The following is a 21,296-nucleotide window of genomic DNA, read 5'->3' as shown; positions in this document are numbered from 1 at the left end:
TACGTCACGGGGCTCCGCAGAGGGCGGGGCCGCCCACTCAGACGCGGAGCGTCTCGTGCCGCACGACCACCCATCCCTTGGGCACCGACAGCCGGTCGGTGTGGATCGCGCAGAGGTCGTGGGCATGAGGGTCGTTACCGCCCCCGAGGGGACCGAGCGCGGCCATCTGGTCGCCGTAGTCGAACGTCAACGTCGTGACCGCTTCGCGGGCGCACGCCACCTTGGAGCAGAGTCTGTCACGCATCGCCTCTACGGTACCCAGCCCACCGCCGGTGCGGGCCGCGCCGCGCCGGGGCGGTCCGATCGACGGGCTGGCCGCATAGGATGATCGGCATGATGAGGCGCCGACGCACCGCTTCGCCCGCCCGCCCGAATCGTCACGGCCGACACGGACGCCTCGATCGCAGTCCCGTCGTGAGGCCGCCCCTGCCGCCCCTGGAGACGCGGGCGGACAAGTTCGATCTCGCCGTCGGGACGGCCGCCGAGTTCCTGCGCAGCGCATGGTCGGAGCTCCGTGACGTTCGTTTCGAAGTGGCGGCGATGCCGCCGTCGACCGACGAAGACGGGATTCCGCGGTGGAGCGCCCTGCCGGACGAGAAGCGGATCATCCTGTACCGCTTCCCGATCGAGCGGCTGAGTCACCTGCACCGCGACGATGACCTCCACCGACGCATGATGATCGAAAGCTGTGTGTTCCGGGCGGCCGCGGAGTACCTCGACCGCGACCCGTGGGACCTCGGCCCCGAACGGTTCCGCTTCTTCTGATCGCCCGCGGATCGACGTCGCGCTACTGCGTGAAGACCACGACCGGCTCCGACGCCGCATCGGCGGGAACGACGTCGTAGCCGGCGAGGGAACCGGGGCCGTAGTAGGTGACGTTGGCGCGTAGCCGCGCGCCACCCCCGTCGAGGCGGTAGACCGCGCCGGGCTGTACCGCCACGCGCGCGGACGAACCCGCCTCGATCGCGATCTCCTGTTCGCCGTCGGGACCGGTCAGGCGCATCCGGGCGGCGGCGTCCGAGTCGTTGGACACGGTCAGCTTCGGCGACGGGCCGGCCGCCACCGCCACGAGGCTCGGAACGTTGAGGGGGGCGGGTGCCGTGTGCCAGGCGAAATCGGACCCCGCGCCGAAGCCGGTCGTCGTCCACGCTGCCGTCACGATCGGCTCGTCCGCGACGACCTCGACACGATAGGCGTTCCGCGGCAGCGACCCCAGTTCCAGCTCCGCCGGGACGCCGGCCAGGAGCGGCAGCGTATCGGTCACGGTGGCACCCCCACCCAGGGGCGTGAGGACGACACGCGCCTCGGTGTCCGCAGAGGGCGAGAGGACGCGCAACACCGTGGCGGATTCCGACGCGCCTGCCTGCCCCGGCGTCGCGACCACTGAGAGCGCGGGGATCACCTGCCGCGTGGCCGGTGCTGCGGTCACACCGACCTGGTCGACGCCGCCCGGCACCAGGGTCCGGGTGATGCTCGCCTGAAGGCTCACCTGGACCGGGGCGCCCGACGACGTGACACGCACCACCGGGCTCTCCTCGCCCAGAGCGATCGTCGCGAGCGGAACCACGCGCTGCGTGCGCGGGGCGACGACGATGCCGGTCGCCGCGGCCGGCTCCGTCGCCCCCTGCGCACCGTAGACGGTGAGCGATACCTCGGCGGCGACCGCCGAGGGGTTGGCGATCAGGAGCAGATCGGCAGCGCCGGTGGTTCCGCTGCCACCGGCGATCCACGACTCCAGCCGCGCCGGAGCACACGAAGAAGCCGCGAAACCGCGGAGGTCCTCATCGGAGACGGAGGTGGAGCCGGCGGCCGCGAGATCGGTGCGCTTTCCCTCGACCGGAAGGGCCTCGAGCGCTTCCGGTCCCACGCCGCGCGCCACATCCGGCGCAGCGAGTCGCGCCGTCGTCGCCTCGAGCGCATCCACACCGGTGGCGGCAGAGATCTCCGAGTCGGCCGCGTCGGTGAGCTGCCCGGCGTCGGCGGCGTTTCGTCCTGCCGCCAACACCGGACCGACGCACGACAGCGTGGATGCTGTCGGCTGCGGCTGAGCGGTGACCGAGACCGGCTCCCGCTCCGCGTTCGGCCAGGGCAGGGCGACGGCGGCACCGACGCCGATCACGAGCGCGACGGAGACCGCTGCACCGATCCCGGCTCGAGCCCCGAACCCGCGAGAACCTGTCGGCGTCACCTGTCACCTCCGACGACTCGCGGCCGGCGACGGGCTTGCCGAACGCTCGCCGCGGTGGGCACGGCGAGAAGGAGCGTCACGACGACGATGCCCACCTGAGCGGCCGCCACGCTCCACGCCGTGGCTCGCTCCGACGCGCTCGGCGCCCGCGGTGTCACCTCGTCACGCACGAACCAGAGCTGCCCCTTGCCGGTTTCCCCCACCGCCTCCAGGCCGTCCCTGCGGTCGAGCGCGGCCTGCGCCGCCAGCCGCGTCGCTCGCGCGTCGTCGCTCTGCCCCGCGCCGCCGCCCGGGGTGTCGAGCAGGATGTAGGCGATCCCGTGGTCGGCGAGCCGAGACACGACGTCACCCGCAGAGCCGGTGATGAGGTCGGCGGTGACGGAGCCGGTCGTCTGGTCAGCCGCCGTCGCGTGCTGCCTCGACGACTGCAGCGTCGTCTGGCCGCCGAGCGTGGCGCTTCCTCCCCACACCACCGTGCTGACGACACCGCCCTCACGCAGCGGCGTGATGACGAGAGTGGCCGTGCCCGGACCGCTACGCCCTTCGGCGCTGACGTAGGCGGGGAGGGTGCTGTCGGGACCGTTGTCGATCTGGGCCTGGTCGCGGTGCAACGCGGTCGTCACCGGCACGGCGAGCACCACGAGAGCCACGAGCGGCACCGCGGCGGCCGCCCCTCGCCAGGCCTGCGAGGGGAGGGCGGTCAGCGCGAGCGCGGCGGCCCCCAGCAGTCCCGCCCACGCCAGACTGAGGCCAGCGCCGGGCCAGAGCGTCACGGGGGTCGCGCCGGCGGCGGACAACTGAACGCCCGACGCGACGAGGGCCGTCACGATACCGAGACCGACGCTGACGTAGCAGACCACCACCGGTGCCATCCGCGAGACCGCGGGGGCGGCCAGTGCCAGCAGCAGGATCGGGACGATCAGAAGCGCCACCCACCCGGTTCCCTCACCGACGATCCCCGCCCATCCGGCGAAGTCATCGGTCGGAAAGCCGGCGGCCAGCCACAGGCGCCCCCACAGATCGTCGCGAGGCATGGCGAACGCCGCCGGCACCCCGGGATCCGCGAAAAGTGCCCAGCCTTCCCCCGCCCGGACGCGGTGCCAGACGAGTGGTGCGACGGCGACGGCCGCGGGGATCACGAGCCAGATCACCCGCGCGGCACCGCGGCCGCCGCGACGGGCCAGGACGAGGATGAGGACGAGGAGCCAGAGGACGAGGATCGCCGGTGCGAGCGAGGGAGCGCAGGCTACGACCGCGGCGAGGATCAACGACGCCCACGCCGCCGCCGTCCACGAACGGTGAGCGACGGCCGCCGTCGTGAAAAGCCACGGCAGGAGGAGATGGACCATCACCGCGGTCGGCCGGCCGTGCAGGAGAGCCGTCAGGAACGTCGGGGCCAGCGCCCACCCGATGCCCACGAGCGCACGCGGGAGCGGCTTCTCCGTGAGGCGGGTCGCGGCGAACCACCCTCCGAGCGCCGCGAGCGGCAACGCCAGGATCCACAACGCCACGAGCGCCCGCGACGGCTCCCACGGACTCAGCGATCCCAGAGCGGCCACGACGGCCGAGAAGGGATCCGCGGGGCCGACGGTGTCCCAGCCGAGGGGCCGGGGGCCTGCGAGCGCGTCGGCCCACAGTGCGGACACGGTCGTCCGCAGCGGCGCCAGTGCCCCTCCGCCCAACGCGGGCCAGGCCAACAGGGCCGGAAAGGCCGCGAGCGAGGCACCCAACGCGACGACGACGATCCACACCCCGCCGTCACCGCGAAAGAACCCGAGTTCCGACCGCATCTGACCGGTGGCACCCTCGTCGTCGAGTCGATGCCGCAGCTGTCTCCCGCCGATCCGCAGCGGGGCCAGCTGGGACCACGAGACGCGCTGCACACGGCGGATGCCGGCGCGGGCGCGGACGATCGAGGGGATCCGCAGCGCGGCGACGATCGTCGCCGCCAGCTCCGGCGCGATGCGGCCGGGCCTCTTGGCGAGCAGGTGCGCGGCACTTCGCACGACGGCGAGCGGACCGAAGGCCAGCCAGTGGAGGATCAACAACGGCCCGGCCGCGTACACCAGGCGGCGATGGAGTTGCGCGAGACGGCTGTGATATGCCGATCGTCGGCGCCCCGCCGAGCCCGAATCGGCGTCGCGCTCCTCGGCACCGCCCACCGCGACCACGGCCGCGGGCGCCAGGGCGACGCGACTGCCGGACAGCCGGGCGCGCACGCTCAGGTCCAGCCCCTCGTCCGCCCCGCGCAATGCCGAGTCCACCCCGTCGAGCAGACGCCACATCTCAGCGTGCACGAGAAGGCCACGCACATCGGCACCCAGGACGTCCTCGCGGGCATCATGCTGGCCCTGATCGTGCTCGTCGTCGGACAGGCCCACCGTGCGCCCGAACCGAGTCATCGACACGCCGAGGGAGACGATGTGGGCACGATCCTCCCACCGGACGAGCTTCGGCGCGGCCACGGCGACCGAGGGAGCCGTCTCCAGCGCCGCCGCGAGAGCCGCCAAGGCCTCCGGCTCGGGCGCGCAGTCGTGGCCGAGCAACCAGACCGCGTCACCGGCGAGCCGGTGGGAGGCCATACGCAGGCCCTCGGCGAACGTCGTCGAGCGGCCCGCCGTGATGACCGCTTCGGCCCCCGAGGTCGCAGCGACCTCCGCCGTCGCACGATCGTCGCCACAGAGGACGATCGTGATCGCGTCGACGGCGCGCGTCTGGTTCGCCACGGCGGTGAGCGTGCGGCGCAGACGGATGTCCGCGGCGACACGCCCCTCGGGGCGCACGATCAGGAGGGCGTGGACACGGGCGGGCATGACGACGTCAGCCTAGACGCGGCAGCGACCGTACTCCGCGGCCGCGGCGGCGATTCCCGGGATGGAGACTCGCACCACCGCGTCGGGGTTCAGACCGCGCGGCGCTTGAGCTTGCGGCGCTCCCGCTCGCTGAGACCACCCCAGATACCGAAACGCTCGTCGTTCTGGAGGGCGTACTCGAGGCACTCCCCACGAACGTCGCACGACGTGCAGATCCGCTTGGCATCGCGAGTGGATCCGCCTTTCTCGGGGAAGAAGGCCTCGGGATCGGTCTGAGCGCACAACGCATCGGACTGCCACGCGAGAGCGCCGTCCTCCTCGGTGTCGGACACTCGGCGAACGCCGGGGACGCCGAGGTTGACGGGGTCGACGAACCAATTCTCGGGGACGCCGGAACGGTAAGCCGCCATATCGCTCTCCCACCTGTGTCGCCTTGCGCTGTTGCGCGTGTGGGACTAATTACACCCGTGTCATTCGGTCAGGTCAAGTCGCAGATCGTAAACCCTCAATGCGTGATTGAAGCTTCTTGACACGCCCGGGCGTGTCGCAAAGGTCACTCCGCGCCCGGCTCGGCCACGTAGAGGTCGCCGTCCCCCGACACCGCGAGAGCCGTCTCGTCGGCGCTGGCGAACACGGCTCCTCCGGGGGTCACTTCGACCGGCGCCGACCCGCCGCCGGCGGAGGCCACTCGGACGGTGCCGCGCGTCACGAGCGCGATCGCGGGCCCTGCGACGTCCACTCGACGCTCGGCGCCCCCGCTCACCGTCACGCGCGTCAGCGCGAAGTCAGAGACCCCCACGTCGTAGCGGGCCAGGCCGTCGACCAGCTCGGGCTCGAGCACCGGAGCCTCCGCGGGACGGGTGTCGAGAACTCGCAGGAGCTCGTCGACGTCGACATGCTTGGGCGTGAGCCCGCCTCGCAGCACATTGTCGCTGGCGGCCATCAGCTCGACGCCGAGGCCGTCCTGATACGCGTGCAAGACGCCGGCGGGCGCGAACAGGGCCTGCCCGGGACGGAGGACGACGAGGTTCATCAGCAGCGCGACGACGATGCCCCCGTCACCGGGGAAGTCGTCGCAGATCCGGCGCAGCACATCGAGTTCCTCTGCGAACTCCTCCGACGTCGCCGCGCGGAGAGCGCGGACGATGTCGGCCACCGCATCACCGGCGGCTCCCGACAGCGCCCAGGCGAGCGTGTCGCGCAGCGCCAGCGGCTCGTCCTCGCCCTGCAGGCGACGACGAAGGGCCTCGGGGCCGGGCCCGTCGCCGAGCGCGTCGAGCAACCGGCGGGTGCCCGCCAGCGGCCGAAGCCCGACGAGGGCGCGGAAGCGGTCGCTCAGCGCCACGATGATCTCGGGTTTGTGGTTCGCGTCGCGGTAGGTGCGTTCGGGAGCGTCGCGTGCGATCCCGGCCTCTTCTTCTCGCGCGAATCCCTCGGCGGCTTGAGCGCGAGAGGGATGCGCTTGGATCGACAGCGACTGGCCGGCGGCCAGCACCTTGAGCAGGAACGGCAGGGCCGGTTCGCCACGCCCCTCCAGCAGCACGTCCAATGTCACTCCCTCGGCCGTGCGCGATGGGGAGCCGGGATGATCGCCGTACCAGATCTCCGCCTCGGTGGCTCCGGCGGGCTCTCGGCCCTCCAGCTCGGGGATCAGGGTCGTGGAGCCCCAGGCGTACTCGCGCGGGGCGTTGGAGATCGGGATCAGCACCCTCTCAGCTTAGAGTCGCGCGCGATAGCCTGAGATCAGATGACCTCTCACACCCAGCACCCGATCACCGCCCCACCCGCCGCGCCGGTCCGAGAGACGACGGGTCACCTGTTGCTGCGCGGATGGTGCATCTTCGTGCTGGCCGGCGGCCTGGCGGGGACCGGATGGCTGATGGTGCTCGGCACGGTGGGCACGGGAGTGGCGGTGTTCGGGTCCGCGCTGCTCTCCCTCGTGCTGTGGGTCATCCTCCGTCCCCCGGTGCAGTGGCGGCGCCTGCCGTGGTTCGCGGTCGGCTACGTCGTGCTCGCGACCCTGTCGCTCTTCTGGTCGCACTGGCCGGGGGCGAGCGCACTGACCCTCGCGGTCCTGGTGAGCACGACCGTCCTGGGCTTCTTCGTCGCCTCCGTCCTGACCTGGCGCGAGATCGTACGAGCACTCGCCTCGGCGCTGAAGTGGATCCTCGCCCTCTCGCTCCTCTTCGAGCTGTGGGTCTCGCTGATCTGGCAGGGGCCGATCCTGCCGCAGTTCGTGCGTCCCGACGGCGGTGTGGACGATCCGATCGTCCTCTGGAGCCGCGACAACCTGTCCGACGGGGGTCGCATCCAGGGGCTGTTCGGCAATTCCAACGCGTTGGCCTACGTCGCCCTCCTCGGCATGGTGGTGTTCGCGATCCGGTTCGCCGCCCGAGCGCCTCGGCGCGTTCTGCTGGCGGGCTGGTTCGCCCTCGCCGTCTTCCTCTTCGTCCGCGCCGGATCGGCCACCGCGTACCTGGCGGCCGCGATGACCGTCGTCGTCCTGGTCACCGTGCTCCTCATGCGCACGACCCGCCGCCCGGGCGAGCGCACACGCTTCTACGTGCTGTACGCGGTCGTGGCGATCGGGGGGCTGGCCGGGCTCTGGTATGCCCGCGACGCCATCTTCGCGATCCTCGGGCGCTCGTCCGACCTGACGGGGCGCGAGTCGATCTGGGCCGCCGTGGCCGCGCGCGCTGCCGAGCGCCCGGTATGGGGGTGGGGGTTCTCGTCGCCGTGGGTGCCGACCGAGCCCGCCTTCGACCGATGGATCGTCGACCACGGCCAGACGGTCATGCAGGCCCACAACATGTGGCTCGACGTCTTCCTCCAGCTGGGCGCCGTCGGCGTCGCCGTGATGGCTCTCACCTACCTCGCCTTCATCTGGCGCTCGTGGTTCTTCGCCATCGACCGCCCCCGCTGGGACCTCGTGGCCGACCGGCCGTACTCCCCCCTGACGCTCCTGCCGACCCTCGTGGCTGCGCAGCTGCTCGTCCAGGGGCTCGCGGAGTCGACCCCGTTGCTCAACTGGGGGTGGATGCTGCTCGTCCTCCTGGCGTTCAAGATCAAGCAGGCCCCGCTCGTGGGGCGCGGTCCGACCGAGCAACGCCTCGTCGGCGAGCAGGGTGAGCGGCTGACGAGCCCATGAAGCCGGTCCCCTCCGACGCGTTGACCTTCCTGCGTTCCTCCGCCCTGGCCGCCGCGTTCGCGACCACCACGATCGGCGCTCTGTTCTCGACGCACCTCATCCGGCAGCTGATGGGCGACGCCGGCTACGGAGCGGTGATCTCGGGACTGTGCGTGCTGGGAGCGGCAATGCTGGTCGCTCGCCGACGGGAGCTCCGTCCGTTCGAGATCATGCCCACGACTCTGTTGCTGCTGCTGGTCTGGCTGCTACTGACCGTGTTCTGGTCGAGGTCGGTGAGCGCGACTCTCGGCGGCTGGCTGCAGCTGGCGGCACCGACCTTCCTCGCCGTCGTCGTCGCGCAGTTCCGCGACACGCTCCAGACCGTCCGTTCCACCGGCGACGCGCTGCGGTTCCTTCTCACTGGTTCCCTCGCCATCGAGATCCTCAGCGGGATCCTGCTCGACGTGCCCGTCCCCTTCCTCGGGATCGCCGGCAACCTCGCCGAGGGCGGTCCGATCCAGGGACTGTTCGGCACTCGGACGATGCTCGGGCTCGTGACGATCATCGCGCTGGTGACCTTCGTCGTGGAATGGCGCACGCGGTCGGTCGCGCCGGGCCTGTCCGCCTACTCGGTGTCCCTGGCGGCGGTGCTCGCCGTCTTCACGGGCTCCCCCATCGTCCTCGGCATGGCCGTGATCGCGGGGCTCGCCATCGGGATCCTCGCCGTCGTGAGACACACGCGACCGGCGGGACGGACGGCCCTGCAATGGAGCATCGCCGGAGCGCTCGCGATCGGCGGGATCCTCGTCTACACGTTCCGTCGGCCGCTCGTGTACTGGCTGAACGCGGAACCCGACTTCCTCACCCGGTCGAAGCTGTGGAACGAGGTCCTGGACATGTCGGCGGACCGTCCCGTCCAGGGATGGGGCTGGGTGGGCACCTGGCCCGACCATCAGCTGCCGTACACGATCATCCGCTTCGCCACCGGCACCAATCACACCTCGGCCCTCAACGCGTGGATGGACATGCTCCTGCAGGCCGGCGCAGCCGGAGTCGTCCTCTTCGTCGGTGTCGCCGGGCTCGGGCTCGCCCGCGCGTGGGTGACGGCATCGGAACGACGCTCGACCGTCTACACCTGGCCGGCGCTGGTGATCATCACGCTGTTGGCCGATTCGGTGGTCACGAGCTCCCTGCTGGGCGGCTTCGGCTGGTTCCTCCTGGTCGTCTGCGCGACCCGGGCCTCGCTCGTGCGGGGCTGGCGCAGCAGGCTGGACACCGGGCCGGAGTCACCGGCGTGGCGCTCGCCGCGACCGACCGAGTGACGCCGGCGTCAGCGGCGCGGTCCTGTGCGCGTGGCGAGGACGGCGCGCACGATTCCTTCCGCCCCGTCCCCCGGCGGAACGAGCACGATCTGACCGGGGAACAAGGCTGATTCCTCGCGGAGGCGAGCCTGTGTGTCCGCATCGTCGGTGAGGACGAGGTCGGCACCCAGCGCGTCGATCCCCACGCGTTGGGAGGCCCCGATCGCGCCCCGCGCCAGCAGCACCCGCCGCGCGCTCGTGGCAGCAAGAGACGCCGCGGCGGCGACGGACGTCGCCAGGACGACGCCGCTGCGAAGCTCCCCGAGGAGGCCCCGCGCCCGGGCACGCAGGCCACGGCGCGCTCGGCCGTCGCGCGTGAGAATGAGGCGGACGCGGACGCCGTGCTCTTCGGCGCGCTCGCGGATCCCCTGGCCGAGGTCCGGCTCGTCGGCGACGACCGTCCACACGGCGGGAGATCGAGGCGCGTATCGATCGAGGAAGGCCTTTCCCACCCGGAGGTCATGCCGGGCGCGCGCCGCCAGCACCATGACGTTCTCCCGGGCGTTCAGTCTCACCGGGCCCCGCCACCGCACCTTCCGGAACTTCCAGACACGTACGGCGCCCGGCTGGCTGGGCACCGACTGGATCGCTTGTCCCGTGACGGCTCGGCGATGGCGTTCGGCAGCTTGCACCCAGGTCTCGCCCGCGCGGGCGACGACGACCGGGCGCAACAGATCGCCGTCCTGAACGGCATCGACGGACGACGGCACCCGTAGCGCCCGCTCGTAGAGCCGGGTCTGCCCGAAGTAGTCCAGGGGGCGGACCTTGACCGCCTGCTCCTCGCGAAGCCTTCCGCCGGCGAGCACCAGCACCCGCTCCTCGGGCTCGGTGGTGTAGCCGCGGAGGGTCACCCGACGCTGCCCGGGGCGGGGGCGCTCGGCGTAATACCCCACCCAGTTCCATACGCGTCGCCCCGACAGGGCCAGGACGACCAGCCGCGACTCGAGCGGAAGGGCCGTGGCGTCGTAGCGCAGCACCCGGTCGGCGTCGACGTAGGCCAGACACGCACTCACCGCATCGCGCGCGTCGCGTCGCTGCTGCGCGTCCAGTCCTGCCGCGTAGGTCTGAGGGTCCAGCTGACGGGGCAGGAGCCACTGGCATTCGTAGAGCAGGATCGACTGCAGCCATGCCGGCACCCCGCCCGAGGCCGCGGCCTCCTCGAGGATCGGCAGATAGCCGTCGCGGAACCGGTCGATGTAGGCGCTCGGGTCGTCCTGGTACGAGTCGACCGCAGAGTCCCGGGTGGCGCGCTTGCGATAGCCGTAGCGCGCCTCGGCCACCAGTCCGATCCGCGCGTGGGGGCGCGAGAGGAGGAACCGGGTGACGAACAGGGCGTCCTCGGACGCGTGCAGGCCGGACTGGAAGGTGACGCCGGTCTCGACCAAGCGGTCCCTGCGGAACAGGGCCGTGGCGACATTGAGCTGGAAGATGTCGGGCTCGTCCTCGAGCGAGACGACGCGCGACCCCTGGAAGAAGCGGAACCGCAGCGCATGCACGTCCTGGAACTGCGGATCCGGATCGAAGACGCGGAAGATGCTCGCGCTCACGACGTCGACGTCCTCCGCGGCAGTCCGGAGGAACTGCGCCAGCGCCACGAAGTAACCGGGATCGAGGAGGTCGTCGGGGTCGGGGAAGGTGACCCACTGCCCACGGGCGTGGGAGAGACCGTGATTGCGCGCTGCGCTCACCCCGCCGTGCGGCTGGCGGAGGAGCACGGTGCGATGCGCCGTGGTCTGCATCCAGTCCGCCACGATCCGTGCGGTCGAATCGGGCGACGCATCGTCGACGAAGACGAGGTCGAGATCGTAGCCGCCGGGTCGTTGGCGATCGAGCGAGCGGAGAAAATCGCCCACGAACGCTTCGACGTCGTGCAGAGGCACGATCGCGGTGATCGTCACCGGAGCGTCGGACGGCATACGTCGAGTCTACGGTTCGGCGTGCGCCGGCACGGCCTACGCCCTGGGCGGCGAACCAGGCGCGGACGCTAGAATCGTCGGCGGTGCCCGACCGCGCAGCGCCGTCGACGACGGCGGCCTCTCCCGGGCCGTCGACCATCAGAAGGGGCCCCCGTGCACGCTCTCCGCCGGTTTCTGAGGCGAAGCGCGCTTCTGCACCGGTGGCGTTTCGCCCCGTACGCGACCGCGTACGCCATCGCGAAGCGGATCGTGCCGGTACGCCGCGACCGCACCGTCTTCCTCTCGGACTCCCGGGCCGGATTCTCGGGCAACTTCGGCTTCCTCGTCGACGAACTGCGACGACAACGCCCCGATGCAGAGATCTTCGGACTGTTCAAGCCGAACCTCGGCGCGCGGCGGCGGCTGTGGGACACGCTGCGCCTTCCCTGGCTGATCGCGAGCGCCCAGACGGTCGTGCTGGACGACTTCTATCCGTTGATCTACCCGTTCCGGCTGCGACCGGAGACGCGGCTCCTGCAGGTGTGGCACGCGTCCGGCGCGTTCAAGAAGGTCGGCTGGAGTCGCGTCGACCTGCCGGGTGGACCGGTGCAGGGCTCGCTCACCCACCGCAACTACACCGACGCGCTGGTGGGGGCCGAGACCACGCGCGCCAACTACGCCGAAGCGTTCGGCATCGATGTCGCCAAGGTCCACGCCCTCGGCATCCCGCGCACCGACGTCTTCTTCGACGCCGAGGTGATCGAACGGACGGCGGCACGCATCCGGGACCGCTACGGCATCCCCGCCGACCGGCGCATCGCGGTGTTCGCTCCCACCTTCCGGGGCAACGGACAGCTCACGGCCTACTACGACCTCGAGCAGATCCCGTGGGAGCAGGTGCTCGCAGAGCTCGGCGACGAGTGGGTCGTCCTGGTCAAGATGCACCCGTTCGTCCGCGACGCCGTCATCCCCGCCGGGGTGATCGATGCCTCCGACGAGCGTGAGCTGAACGACCTGCTCATGGCTTCGGACGTCCTGATCACGGACTACTCCTCGGCCATCTTCGAATACGCGCTGCTGGACCGCCCCGTCGTCTTCTTCTGCCCGGACATCGACGACTACACCGCCTCCCGCGACTTCTATTACCCGTTCAGCGACTTCCTCATGGGGCCGCTCGTCAAGCGCGGCGAGGACCTGGCCGGCGCCATCCTCTCGGCGCGCACGGGACCGGCGACCGCCGCGTTCCGCGAGCGGTTCCTCTCGGCATGCGACGGGCACGCGAGCGAACGAGTCGTGCGTGAGATCCTGCTCCGTCCCGCCGTCACGGTGGACCGTGCCGCGCTCGCGCCGGGAGGGACCCCGGAGCCCACGCGCGTCACCGGGGGGATGCGTCGTCAACTGCTCACCGCCTGGGCGGCCCGGACGGGCCTCAACCTCGTCTACGCGCCCCTGAAACTGCTCCCGAGCAGGCGCAAGGTCGTGATGATCAGCCGGGAGCACCCGACCGAGCCCGAGGACTTCGCCGACCTGCGCGCGGCACTGGCCGCGCTCGACCCCCGCATCCGCGTCGTCTCTCTCGTCCGCATGGTGCCACCGGGGATCGTGGGCAAGGCGCGGTACTCGATCCACATGCTCGCCCAGCTGTATCACGTCGCCACGGCGCGGGTGCTCGTCGTCGACACCTACGCGATCGTCGCCAGCGTGCTGCGCCACAAGACCGACCTCACCGTCGTGCAGATCTGGCACGCGCTGGGCGCGTTCAAGAAGTTCGGCCTGAGCATCCTGGGACAGCAGGAGGGCCGTGACTCCCGGCTGGCCGCAGCCATGCGCATGCACCAGGGATACGACCTCGTGCTGACCAGCTCCGAGCAGTGCCGGCCCGCGTACGCGGAGGCGTTCGGGACGGACATCACGCGCGTCGCGGTGGCCCCGCTCCCCCGCGTCGACCGCCTCCGCGACCCGGCCCGCCACGCCCGGATACGCGAGCGCATCTACGCACGCCATCCGCACCTTCGCAATGCCCGCATCGCACTGTTCGCGCCGACGTTCCGGCTCGACGGCACCATGACCGTCGACGTCGCCGCTCTGTCCCAGTCGCTTTCGACGCTCGGGGTGCACACCGTCGTCAAGCTCCACCCCCTGATGCACGGCGCCTTCGGCGATGAGGTCGACACGGCGGACGGGTTCTCGACGCAGGAGATGCTGCACGTCGCCGACCTCTTCATCACCGACTACTCCTCCGCGTTGTACGAAGCGGCCGTCGTCGGCGTCCCCAGCTACTTCCTCGCCCCCGACCTCGACGAGTACCTCTCCTCGCGGAACTTCTACCTCGACTACCGCACCGACCTTCCCGGTCCCATCGTGCGCACGATCGAGGAGCTGACCTCGGCCGTCTCGGCGGAGGCGGCGACGGCGTCGGATGCCCGCGCCTTCGCTCGGCGCTGGGTGGAGGTGCCGGGAGACCCCTCTCCGGAAGCCGGAGCCACTCCCTGCGCGGACGCCATCGCACAGCGCTTGCGTGACGCCGCCGAGGCCCCGCGCACCCGCCGTCTACCCTGACGTTGCCATTCGGCTACCTGCGACGCCTACGATCGCGGCCGCGTGGTCGGCCCGTCGTTTCCGTCCCGCAGGAGGGACGTGCACGTGAGGCCGACTGTCCAGACGCCGGTCCTGCTCAGAGCGGAAGAGCTGCCCGAAGACCCCGCAGATGTCGTCTATCTGACGAAGTACGTGGGCCGACTCGACTCGGGGATCGCCTTCACCGACACCTTCTATCTGGACGGACTGGCTCGTTCGGCTCTCTCCACGCTCGTCATGGCCAACCGTGTCCCGGTCGACCTCGGCGAGCGGCTTCTCACCACGTCCTCGTCGGACGCGGTGTACCGCCGCCAGCGACCTCTCCTGCAGTTGAGCAACGGCCTGGGGTCCTTCCGCCACCATGCGCCGGGAGGCCCTCTCCCCGAGCACGAGGGTGCACTGCGGGTCGTGGTGGTCCACGACGAGCCCGCCGCGTACGACCACTACGGGACCGACGTCTGGAACCGCGACAACGTGGTCGGCCGCCTCATGCCCGCCCACGACGCCTACATCTTCGTTTCGGAGAACTGCCGTGCGGCATGGAACGCATACCCCCACATCGCCGCCAAGCCGCAGTTCTTCCTCCCCAACACGTGCGCGGAGGAACCTCTCATCTCGACGCTGATGTCCTCTCGGCGCCGCCAGGACGTGCGCCGCGAACTCGGCTATCGGGACGACGAGGTGAACATCTGCGTCGTCGCCACGGTGCAGCCCCGCAAGGCGCAGCGCACCGCGATCGAGGCGATCGCCCGCCTTTGCTCCGAAGATCCCGACCGGCGCTATCGCCTGCGCCTGTTCGGTCGTGCGACGCAGCCCGACTACCTCGCCGAGCTCCGTGCGGAGGTCGCGCGGCTGGGTGTCGCCGAACTCGTCACCTTCGCGGGGCAGCTACCCAAAGCCGAGGTGCTGGAGCACATCTTCGCCTCCGACGCGCTGGTGTGTCCCTCCGAGTCGGAGGCGATGCCGCTCGTCCTCCTCGAAGCGATGCAGCTGCAGACCCCGATCCTCACCACCCCCGTCGGCGGGATCACGGAGATGGTCGACGATGCATCGGCCCGGCTGTTCGCTCCGGGCGACGCGGCAGGCCTGTCCGCCGCTCTTCGGCGCAGCGCATCGGAGCCCGCCGAGACGGCGACTCGGGTGGCCGCTGCCGCGGAGCGCTACGGGGCGGAGTTCTCTCAGGCGCGTTTCCGGGAGAGGTTCGACGCCGTCCTCCGTGAACTCGTCCGGCTCGCTTCACACGGCGGCAAGGGGACTCCCGCACACCTCGGCGGTGACCTCGGTGCATTCTTGGACGGGCAGGAAAGACGACGGGCGCGGATCGCCCTGGCCCTCGCCGACCCCGCCGCGTGGTCGCCCACCACGCGGGTCTTCGCCGCGGACGGAGGTCTCGTGCCGGCACTCCGGACCGCCGCTCCGGCCCTGCGGCTCGGATACCGTCCCGTCGGCATCGACGAGTCCTCCGGAGCGCTGCGCCTCAGCCGTGCACCGGAGACACCCGCGATCCTCGCCGCCCGCGAGGTTGCGGCCCTCCTCCATTCGGACGCCCACGTGGAGGCCGTCGCCACCGATGTCGCGGCGCACGCGGCGCGCGAGCGGCGGACGCTCCTGCGCACGATTCGTGGGCTCCGCCGGACCGTCCGCCGGAAAGACGCCGTGTGGATCGGTGGCCGGCTCCGCCGGGCATTGCGACGGATACCGGGACTCACGCGTGTCGCGCGTGGCTGGCGTGCCTGGCGGCGGGGTGTTCCGACGACGGGCGCCCCCACCGGCGCCTCGTCCGACGCGATCGTGTTCGTCGTCAACAGTCCGACCCAGCTGGTGACAGGCCTGGCGCTCTGGGACCAGGTCTACTCCTCGCCCGGCGCACCTCCGTTGGCCGCCCTCGTCTACTCGACCGGCGGCGCGTCCGACTTCGGGGCGCGCGTGAAGGACCTCGCCGAGCGCACGGGCCGATTCGCGCGAGTGGTCGATGTGACCGACACCTACCGCCGGGTCTACGGCCGCGACCCTGGAACGGACGACCTCCGGCGCGTGCAACGCGCCTTCCGAGCGCACCTCGGCCCGTTCCGGGCGGCGCGGGTGTTCATCCCCGCCTTCATGTCGGCGCGCGCGCAGAAGGTGCTCTACGAGACCTTCGACGGCGCATCGGTGCACCTGTTCGAAGACGGGCTCGGATCGTACGTCCCCAAGCCCATCAAGATGGTCGATGACGGCCTGCGCGACCGGGTTCTCTCCGGCGACTGCGCCGAGGCGTTCCACATCCGCCGGATCGCGACGGTCGATCTGCTGTGGGATGCTCTCCCCGCGCCGCCACAGTACGGCGCCGAGCTGCCCGGCGTCCGGTTCCCCGAGGTGCACGTGGGACGCTTTCGGCCGGACTTCTCCGCCGTCGTCGACGCCTGGGGGGCCGCGCCGCGCGCGTTCTCGCCGGATACCGTCCTGGTCACGACACAGAACTTCGCCGATCACTTGCGACACGCGGGGCTGACCCGCGAGGTCGAGCGCGGACTCAACGACGCCATGATCGCGCGCTTGGTCGACTCCGGCGCCCGCGTCGTCGTCCGCCCCCATCCCCGAGCGAGCGAAGACGTCTGGAGCGAACGCTGGTCGAGCGACCCTCGAGTGGAGATCTGGCGTGAGCATCCGGGCGTCCCGGTCGAGGCGTTGCTGGCGCCTTCGGCACTCCCGGCCGCCGTCGTCGGGGTGTCGAGCTCGTGCCTGTTCACCCTGGCCGGGCGGCCCGACCTCTCCGTGCGACGGTTCCCCGATGCCGCCTATGCGACGCTCGGCAGGTTCTCCACTCCGGAGTACCGGGAGATGCTGGAGCTGGCCCGTGTCGCCGTCGAGCCGTGGTCATCGCCCGAGCCTGCGGCCGACGGGCCGCAGCACCCGTCAGGGAGGGTCCAGGCAGCGCTGTCAGAATCGAGGCCATGACCACACCCCCCGACGCTCCCCGGACCGGAGCGACCACCGCCGTGCTCCCGGTCGTCGGCGGCGACCCCGCCTCGACACCGAAGCCGAAGAAGAAGCGCGACAGGATCAAGGTCGCCTTCTTCAGTGTCCTCGCCGTGTTCGCGGTCGTCGTGGTCGTCGTCGGGCTCTTCGGGTGGAACCTGTGGAGCTCGTTCGACAAGGCCAAGAAGATCCAGGATGCCTTCCCCACCGGCGAGCGCCCTGCGGCGGTCGCGGGAGCACAGACGATCCTCCTCCTCGGATCGGACACGCGCGGCTCGAGTGAAGACGACGAGCTGTCGGGCCGATCCGACACGATCATGGTGGTCAACGTCCCCGCAGACCACCAGAGCGTGTCGGTCATGTCGATCATGCGTGACAACTGGGTGGAGATCCCGGGACACGGCGAGGCGAAGATCAACGCCGCCATGGCCCTCGGCGGCGTGCCCCTCGTGGTGGAGACGGTGGAGAAGTTCATCGACGCGCGCATCGACCATGTCGCGATCGTCGACTTCGAGAGCTTCGCCGGCATGGCCGATGCCCTGGGAGGGGTCACCGTCGACAACCCGAAGGAGTTCACGGCGGTCTCCGGCGAGCACTTCGACGAGGGGAAGATCACCCTTCGCGGCGACGACGCGCTGGCCTTCGTCCGCGAACGCAAGGCCTTCGCGACGGGCGACTACCAGCGTGCCGCCAACCAGCAACGTTTCATGAAGGGCCTGCTGTCGGAGGTCCTCAGCGCCGACACCCTTCTCAATCCGTTCCGAATGAGCAGCCTCGTCTCGGAGGTCTCGCCGTTCCTCTCCGTCGACGCCGGGGTCGACCCCGGTTACTTGCTCTCCACGCTCTGGAACGCGCGCGACATCCGGTCGAGCGACGTCCACTTCTTCACCTCTCCGACCCTGGGCACGGGATGGCGCAGCGGCCAGTCGGTCGTGCTGCCCGACTGGGATGAGATCGACGTCGTACGCAAGGCCCTCCGGGACGGAACGCTGTCCGAGTACGAGCCGCCGAAGCTCTGAGCCGTCTTTCACGGCAGCCCGGGTCGGGGCGCCGGTGCGCGGACCTCTAGACTTGCTCTGCCCGCTTCCTGACACCTTCCGAGCACCGTGCACCCGAACTCCCCCGCTGAGCCCACCCGCGCCCGCCGACCCGGCTACATCGCCGAGATCGAGGGTGTCCGCGGACTCGCGCTCACCCTCGTCGTCCTGTTCCACCTCTTCGGGCAGGGCCGCGTCTCCGGCGGCGTCGATGTCTTCCTCCTGATCTCGGGGTTCCTCCTCACCCGCTCCATGCTCAAGCGCACGGAACGTCCCGGGGAGCGGTTCCTCACCGCGCACTTCGGGAGGGTACTGCTGCGGCTGGTGCCGGCGGCGCTCGTCGTGCTGATCTTCACCGCCGTGATGACCCTCCTGATCGCTCCGACGACGCGCTGGGTGCAGACGGGGCGCGAGCTGATCGCCTCAGCCCTGTACTACGAGAACTGGGAGCTCATCGGCTCGCAACTCTCCTATGGCGCCGCCGGCCCGTCGACCAGCCCGCTCCAGCACTTCTGGTCGCTGTCGGTGCAGGGCCAGTTCTTCCTCATCTGGCCGTTCCTGGTGCTCGCCTTGGCGGTGCTGGCTCGGCGTCTGGGTGGCCGGCCCGCCACGTGGGTGTGGATCGTCACCGCCGTCGCGACGATCGCGTCGTTCGCCTATGCGATCGCACTGACGGGCCTGGACCAGCCGGTCGCCTACTTCAACTCGTTCACCCGCTTCTGGGAGATCGGGGTCGGCTGTCTGCTCGCCTTCGTCGCCGGGCGACTGACCCTCCCGCCGGTCGCTCGCATCGTCCTCGGGTGGACTGGGCTCGCGTTGATCGTCACCAGCGGCTTCTTCATCGACGGAGCCCACCTCTTCCCCGGTGTCTGGACCCTGTGGCCCATCATCGGGGTCAGCCTCGTCATCCTCAGTTCGGGAGAGCCGACGCGCGTCGGCCCGGACCGCATGCTCGAGTGGGCGCCGCTGCGCTTCTTCGCCCGGATCTCCTACCCGCTCTACCTCTGGCACTGGCCGATCCTGATCGCCTACCTCGAGTACCGCGACCAGTCGCGGGTGGGTCTGCTGGGTGCTGTGGTGGTCTTGACGATCTCCATCGCCCTGGCGTGGGCGACGCAGAGGTTCATCGCCGAGCCGGCACTGCGCCTGCGCGTCTCGTGGCGCCCCCGCGCGACGCTCCTCGCCCCCACGGCGGCGTTGCTGTCCGTCGTCCTCGTGGTGGGTGCGGGTGTTTTCACTCTCGAACGTGCCCGTGAGGCGGAGCTCGCCACGGCGGCGGCCCCGTCCTCCGATCATCCCGGCGCTCGCGCGCTGACGGAGGACCCACCGCCCACGTGGGACACCGACACCCCCTTCCGCCCCAGCGTCGACGCCGCATTCGACGACCTGCCCGATCTCTATGAGCGCGGGTGCGTGCAGAAATGGCGCAGCGAACCGGGCATGGACGAGGTGCTCACGTGCGAAGACGACTCCGTGAAATCGCCTCGCCGGACGATCGTGATGTCGGGCGGATCCCACGTGCTGCACTGGTATCCCGCCCTGAAGGCGGTGGCGGAAGCACGCGGCTGGAGCCTCGTCGTCGTCGACAAGGACGGCTGCCGCCTCACGACGCGCGCGGGCGGGAAGGATGGGCTCTCGGAGTCCTGCCACTCCTGGAACGACAAGGCGATCCCCTATCTCATCGATCTCCACCCCGACGCGGTGTTCACGGTGGCGACCAAGACCCCAGAGGTGGAGGGCGATGTGGAGATCTCCTACCCGGGCCAGGTGGACGCGTGGGCGCGTCTGGCCGAGGGTGGAGTCCCCGTCATCGCCATCCGCGACACCCCGCGCTTCCTCGGCGATGTGCCCGAGTGTGTCGAGGAGAACGCCGGCGATCCCGCATCCTGCGGACGCGATCGGGGTGACGTCTTCCTCCCGACCTCGCCGGTGCGTGATGAGCCCGGCCTGTCGGACGAAGTCACCCTGCTGGACCTGAGCGATGCCTTCTGCACACAGACGAGATGCGATCCGATCGTCGGCAACGTGCTCGCCTACCGCGACCAGGACCACATGACCGCGACCTACTCGGCGACGCTCGCCACAGCGCTCGACGCCGCCCTGCGCGAAGCGGCGCCGTGGTTGGACTGAGGAGCCGAGTGGGAGGCCGCAGGCGGGCGTCGGCAGTCACGTGAAGAAGCGAGTCCCCCGGACGGTGCCCTGCTGAACGGTCAGCGTGCTGCCGTTGGAGGCCACCGAGACGCGCACGCGGAGGAACCGACTGGCCGGCAACGCTGTCTGGATCGGGATCTTCACCCCGGTAGCCGTTGTCCCGATGATCTCCGTCTGACTCCACAGCGACGTCTCCGACTGCACCACGCCGCTGACGACGTGAGCATAGAACGGCGTGAGGCTGACCCGTGTGTCGTTCTGCGCCGCACTCAGAGACAGCGTGAGCACGGCCGCGACGGCTACCGAGGGACCGATCGATATGGTGACTTGGTCATCACCGATCTTGAGAAGCGCACTTCCGCCCGCAGCGACTGTCTGCTTGGAAGCGAAGTTGAAACTCTGGACGATGCTCTCTGCTTGCAATTCTGGCTCCGTGGGGTTTTCGCCGCTGAGCGGCGCGCGATGGACGAGGGGATAGGGATCGACGTTGTCATCTCGGGAAGCAGACGACCAGATCTCGATGTGCAGGTGAGGACCGGTTGCAATCCCGGTGGATCCGACCTTTCCGATCACGGAGTAAGGTTGAACGGTTTTGTTGAGGAGGTTGGGCGTGATCGCACTCATGTGTGCATATAGACTGTGCCACCCGTCGGAGTGACGGATTATCACGTGATTGCCCGCCCAGGAGAACGCGTTCGACGAGTTGACACCAGCGAAAATGACCGCACCTGCGGCGGCTGCCAGCACACTCGTCCCGGTTTCCCGGCCGTAGTCCAGACCACGATGGAAGGAGTACTGAGGATAATCGCCGGAACCGTAGGGGCGGGAGGGTTCAAGCCGCTCCTCCAGCGGGTGCACCCATTGCACGGCGGCTGATGCGGAAACCGCTGAGACGTCGGTGAGGATCGCGCCGACAGCAATTCCTGTGGCGGCGTATGCCATCGCCTCTCGACGCGATAATCCTCGAGCGGATCCCTCCGGAAACCGATGCGCCGATTCCCTAGCCACTCCATACTCCCGTCGCAGCAGCAAGAGAGAAATTCCTTGATCTTTGCGACATATGGCCAACATATCCAGATAAACCCGCACACGGCAAGTAATTTGCGGAAGCAGAGTGCTTCGCCCACTCCGTGGGCACAATCCCCGCACGAGCGCTCTGGGCCGACGACGCCGGCCGGAGTCGATGACG

The 21,296-nt window shown here is 70.2% G+C and carries 14 protein-coding genes; 7 read left to right on the top strand and 7 right to left on the bottom strand.

Translation table 11 applies throughout. The annotated features are described in order from the left end of the window. Positions 1-37: 37 nt before the first annotated feature. The gene (locus QM591_RS13390) at positions 38-244 is read right to left on the bottom strand and encodes a DUF3499 family protein (protein ID WP_067163481.1); all 207 of its coding nucleotides are present in this window, start codon (positions 242-244) and stop codon (positions 38-40) included. Positions 245-333: 89 nt separating this feature from the next. Between QM591_RS13390 and QM591_RS13385 the strand changes: the two genes are divergently transcribed. Continuing rightward, positions 334-765: a metallopeptidase family protein gene (locus tag QM591_RS13385; RefSeq protein WP_415132890.1), complete on the top strand. Its 432-nt coding sequence runs from the start codon at positions 334-336 to the stop codon at positions 763-765. A 22-nt stretch (positions 766-787) separates the two neighbouring features. Here QM591_RS13385 and QM591_RS13380 read toward each other — a convergent pair whose 3' ends face one another. The 4 genes from QM591_RS13380 to manA form a co-directional block, all read right to left on the bottom strand. Continuing rightward, the gene (locus tag QM591_RS13380) at positions 788-2,188 is read right to left on the bottom strand and encodes a DUF5719 family protein (RefSeq protein WP_415132889.1); all 1,401 of its coding nucleotides are present in this window, start codon (positions 2,186-2,188) and stop codon (positions 788-790) included. Next, positions 2,185-5,001 carry a glycosyltransferase gene (locus QM591_RS13375; protein WP_415132888.1) on the bottom strand — a complete coding sequence of 939 codons (2,817 nt, stop codon included), beginning with the start codon at positions 4,999-5,001 and terminating at the stop codon, positions 2,185-2,187. Before QM591_RS13375 ends, QM591_RS13380 begins: the two co-directional genes overlap by 4 nt. Positions 5,002-5,090: 89 nt before the next feature. After that, on the bottom strand, positions 5,091-5,411 hold the full coding sequence (locus tag QM591_RS13370) for a WhiB family transcriptional regulator (protein WP_415132887.1): 321 nt from the start codon (positions 5,409-5,411) through the stop codon (positions 5,091-5,093). 143 nt (positions 5,412-5,554) lie between these two features. After that, entirely contained in the window at positions 5,555-6,709 is a 1,155-nt protein-coding gene (manA, locus tag QM591_RS13365; protein WP_415132886.1) for a mannose-6-phosphate isomerase, class I, read from the bottom strand. Positions 6,710-6,748: 39 nt separating this feature from the next. Here manA and QM591_RS13360 point away from each other — a divergent pair, with 39 nt between their 5' ends. Both QM591_RS13360 and QM591_RS13355 read left to right on the top strand, forming a co-directional pair. Then, positions 6,749-8,149, top strand: coding sequence for an O-antigen ligase family protein (locus QM591_RS13360; RefSeq protein WP_415132885.1), 1,401 nt, complete (start codon positions 6,749-6,751; stop codon positions 8,147-8,149). Next, positions 8,146-9,450 (top strand): O-antigen ligase family protein, encoded by a 1,305-nt coding sequence (locus QM591_RS13355; RefSeq protein ID WP_415132884.1) that lies wholly within the window; start codon positions 8,146-8,148, stop codon positions 9,448-9,450. The genes QM591_RS13360 and QM591_RS13355 overlap by 4 nt, the downstream gene beginning before the upstream one ends. A gap of 8 nt (positions 9,451-9,458) precedes the next feature. Here QM591_RS13355 and QM591_RS13350 read toward each other — a convergent pair whose 3' ends face one another. After that, complete coding sequence (locus QM591_RS13350; RefSeq protein WP_415132883.1) at positions 9,459-11,405, bottom strand: glycosyltransferase family 2 protein; 1,947 nt, start codon at positions 11,403-11,405, stop codon at positions 9,459-9,461. Between the two features lie 153 nt (positions 11,406-11,558). On the opposite strand from QM591_RS13350, the gene QM591_RS13345 reads away from it, so the two are divergent. The 4 genes from QM591_RS13345 to QM591_RS13330 all read left to right on the top strand — a co-directional run bounded on the left by QM591_RS13345 (position 11,559) and on the right by QM591_RS13330 (position 20,086). Continuing rightward, the gene (locus QM591_RS13345) at positions 11,559-13,943 is read left to right on the top strand and encodes a CDP-glycerol glycerophosphotransferase family protein (protein WP_415132882.1); all 2,385 of its coding nucleotides are present in this window, start codon (positions 11,559-11,561) and stop codon (positions 13,941-13,943) included. A gap of 84 nt (positions 13,944-14,027) precedes the next feature. Then, positions 14,028-16,898, top strand: coding sequence for a glycosyltransferase (locus tag QM591_RS13340; RefSeq protein WP_415132881.1), 2,871 nt, complete (start codon positions 14,028-14,030; stop codon positions 16,896-16,898). After that, the gene (locus QM591_RS13335) at positions 16,895-17,938 is read left to right on the top strand and encodes an LCP family protein (protein ID WP_415132880.1); all 1,044 of its coding nucleotides are present in this window, start codon (positions 16,895-16,897) and stop codon (positions 17,936-17,938) included. The genes QM591_RS13340 and QM591_RS13335 overlap by 4 nt, the downstream gene beginning before the upstream one ends. 87 nt (positions 17,939-18,025) lie before the next feature. Beyond that, a complete protein-coding gene (locus QM591_RS13330) occupies positions 18,026-20,086 on the top strand; it encodes an acyltransferase family protein (protein ID WP_415132879.1) in 2,061 nt (686 codons plus the stop codon). 36 nt (positions 20,087-20,122) lie between these two features. On the opposite strand, the gene QM591_RS13325 is transcribed toward QM591_RS13330, so the two are convergent. Next, positions 20,123-21,049, bottom strand: coding sequence for a M23 family metallopeptidase (locus tag QM591_RS13325; RefSeq protein WP_415132878.1), 927 nt, complete (start codon positions 21,047-21,049; stop codon positions 20,123-20,125). Positions 21,050-21,296 lie beyond the last annotated feature (247 nt).

It is taken from the genome of Microbacterium sp., assembly GCF_047607225.1.
GTDB lineage: Bacteria > Actinomycetota > Actinomycetes > Actinomycetales > Microbacteriaceae > Microbacterium.
This window is presented reverse-complemented; position numbering and strand designations above follow the sequence as displayed.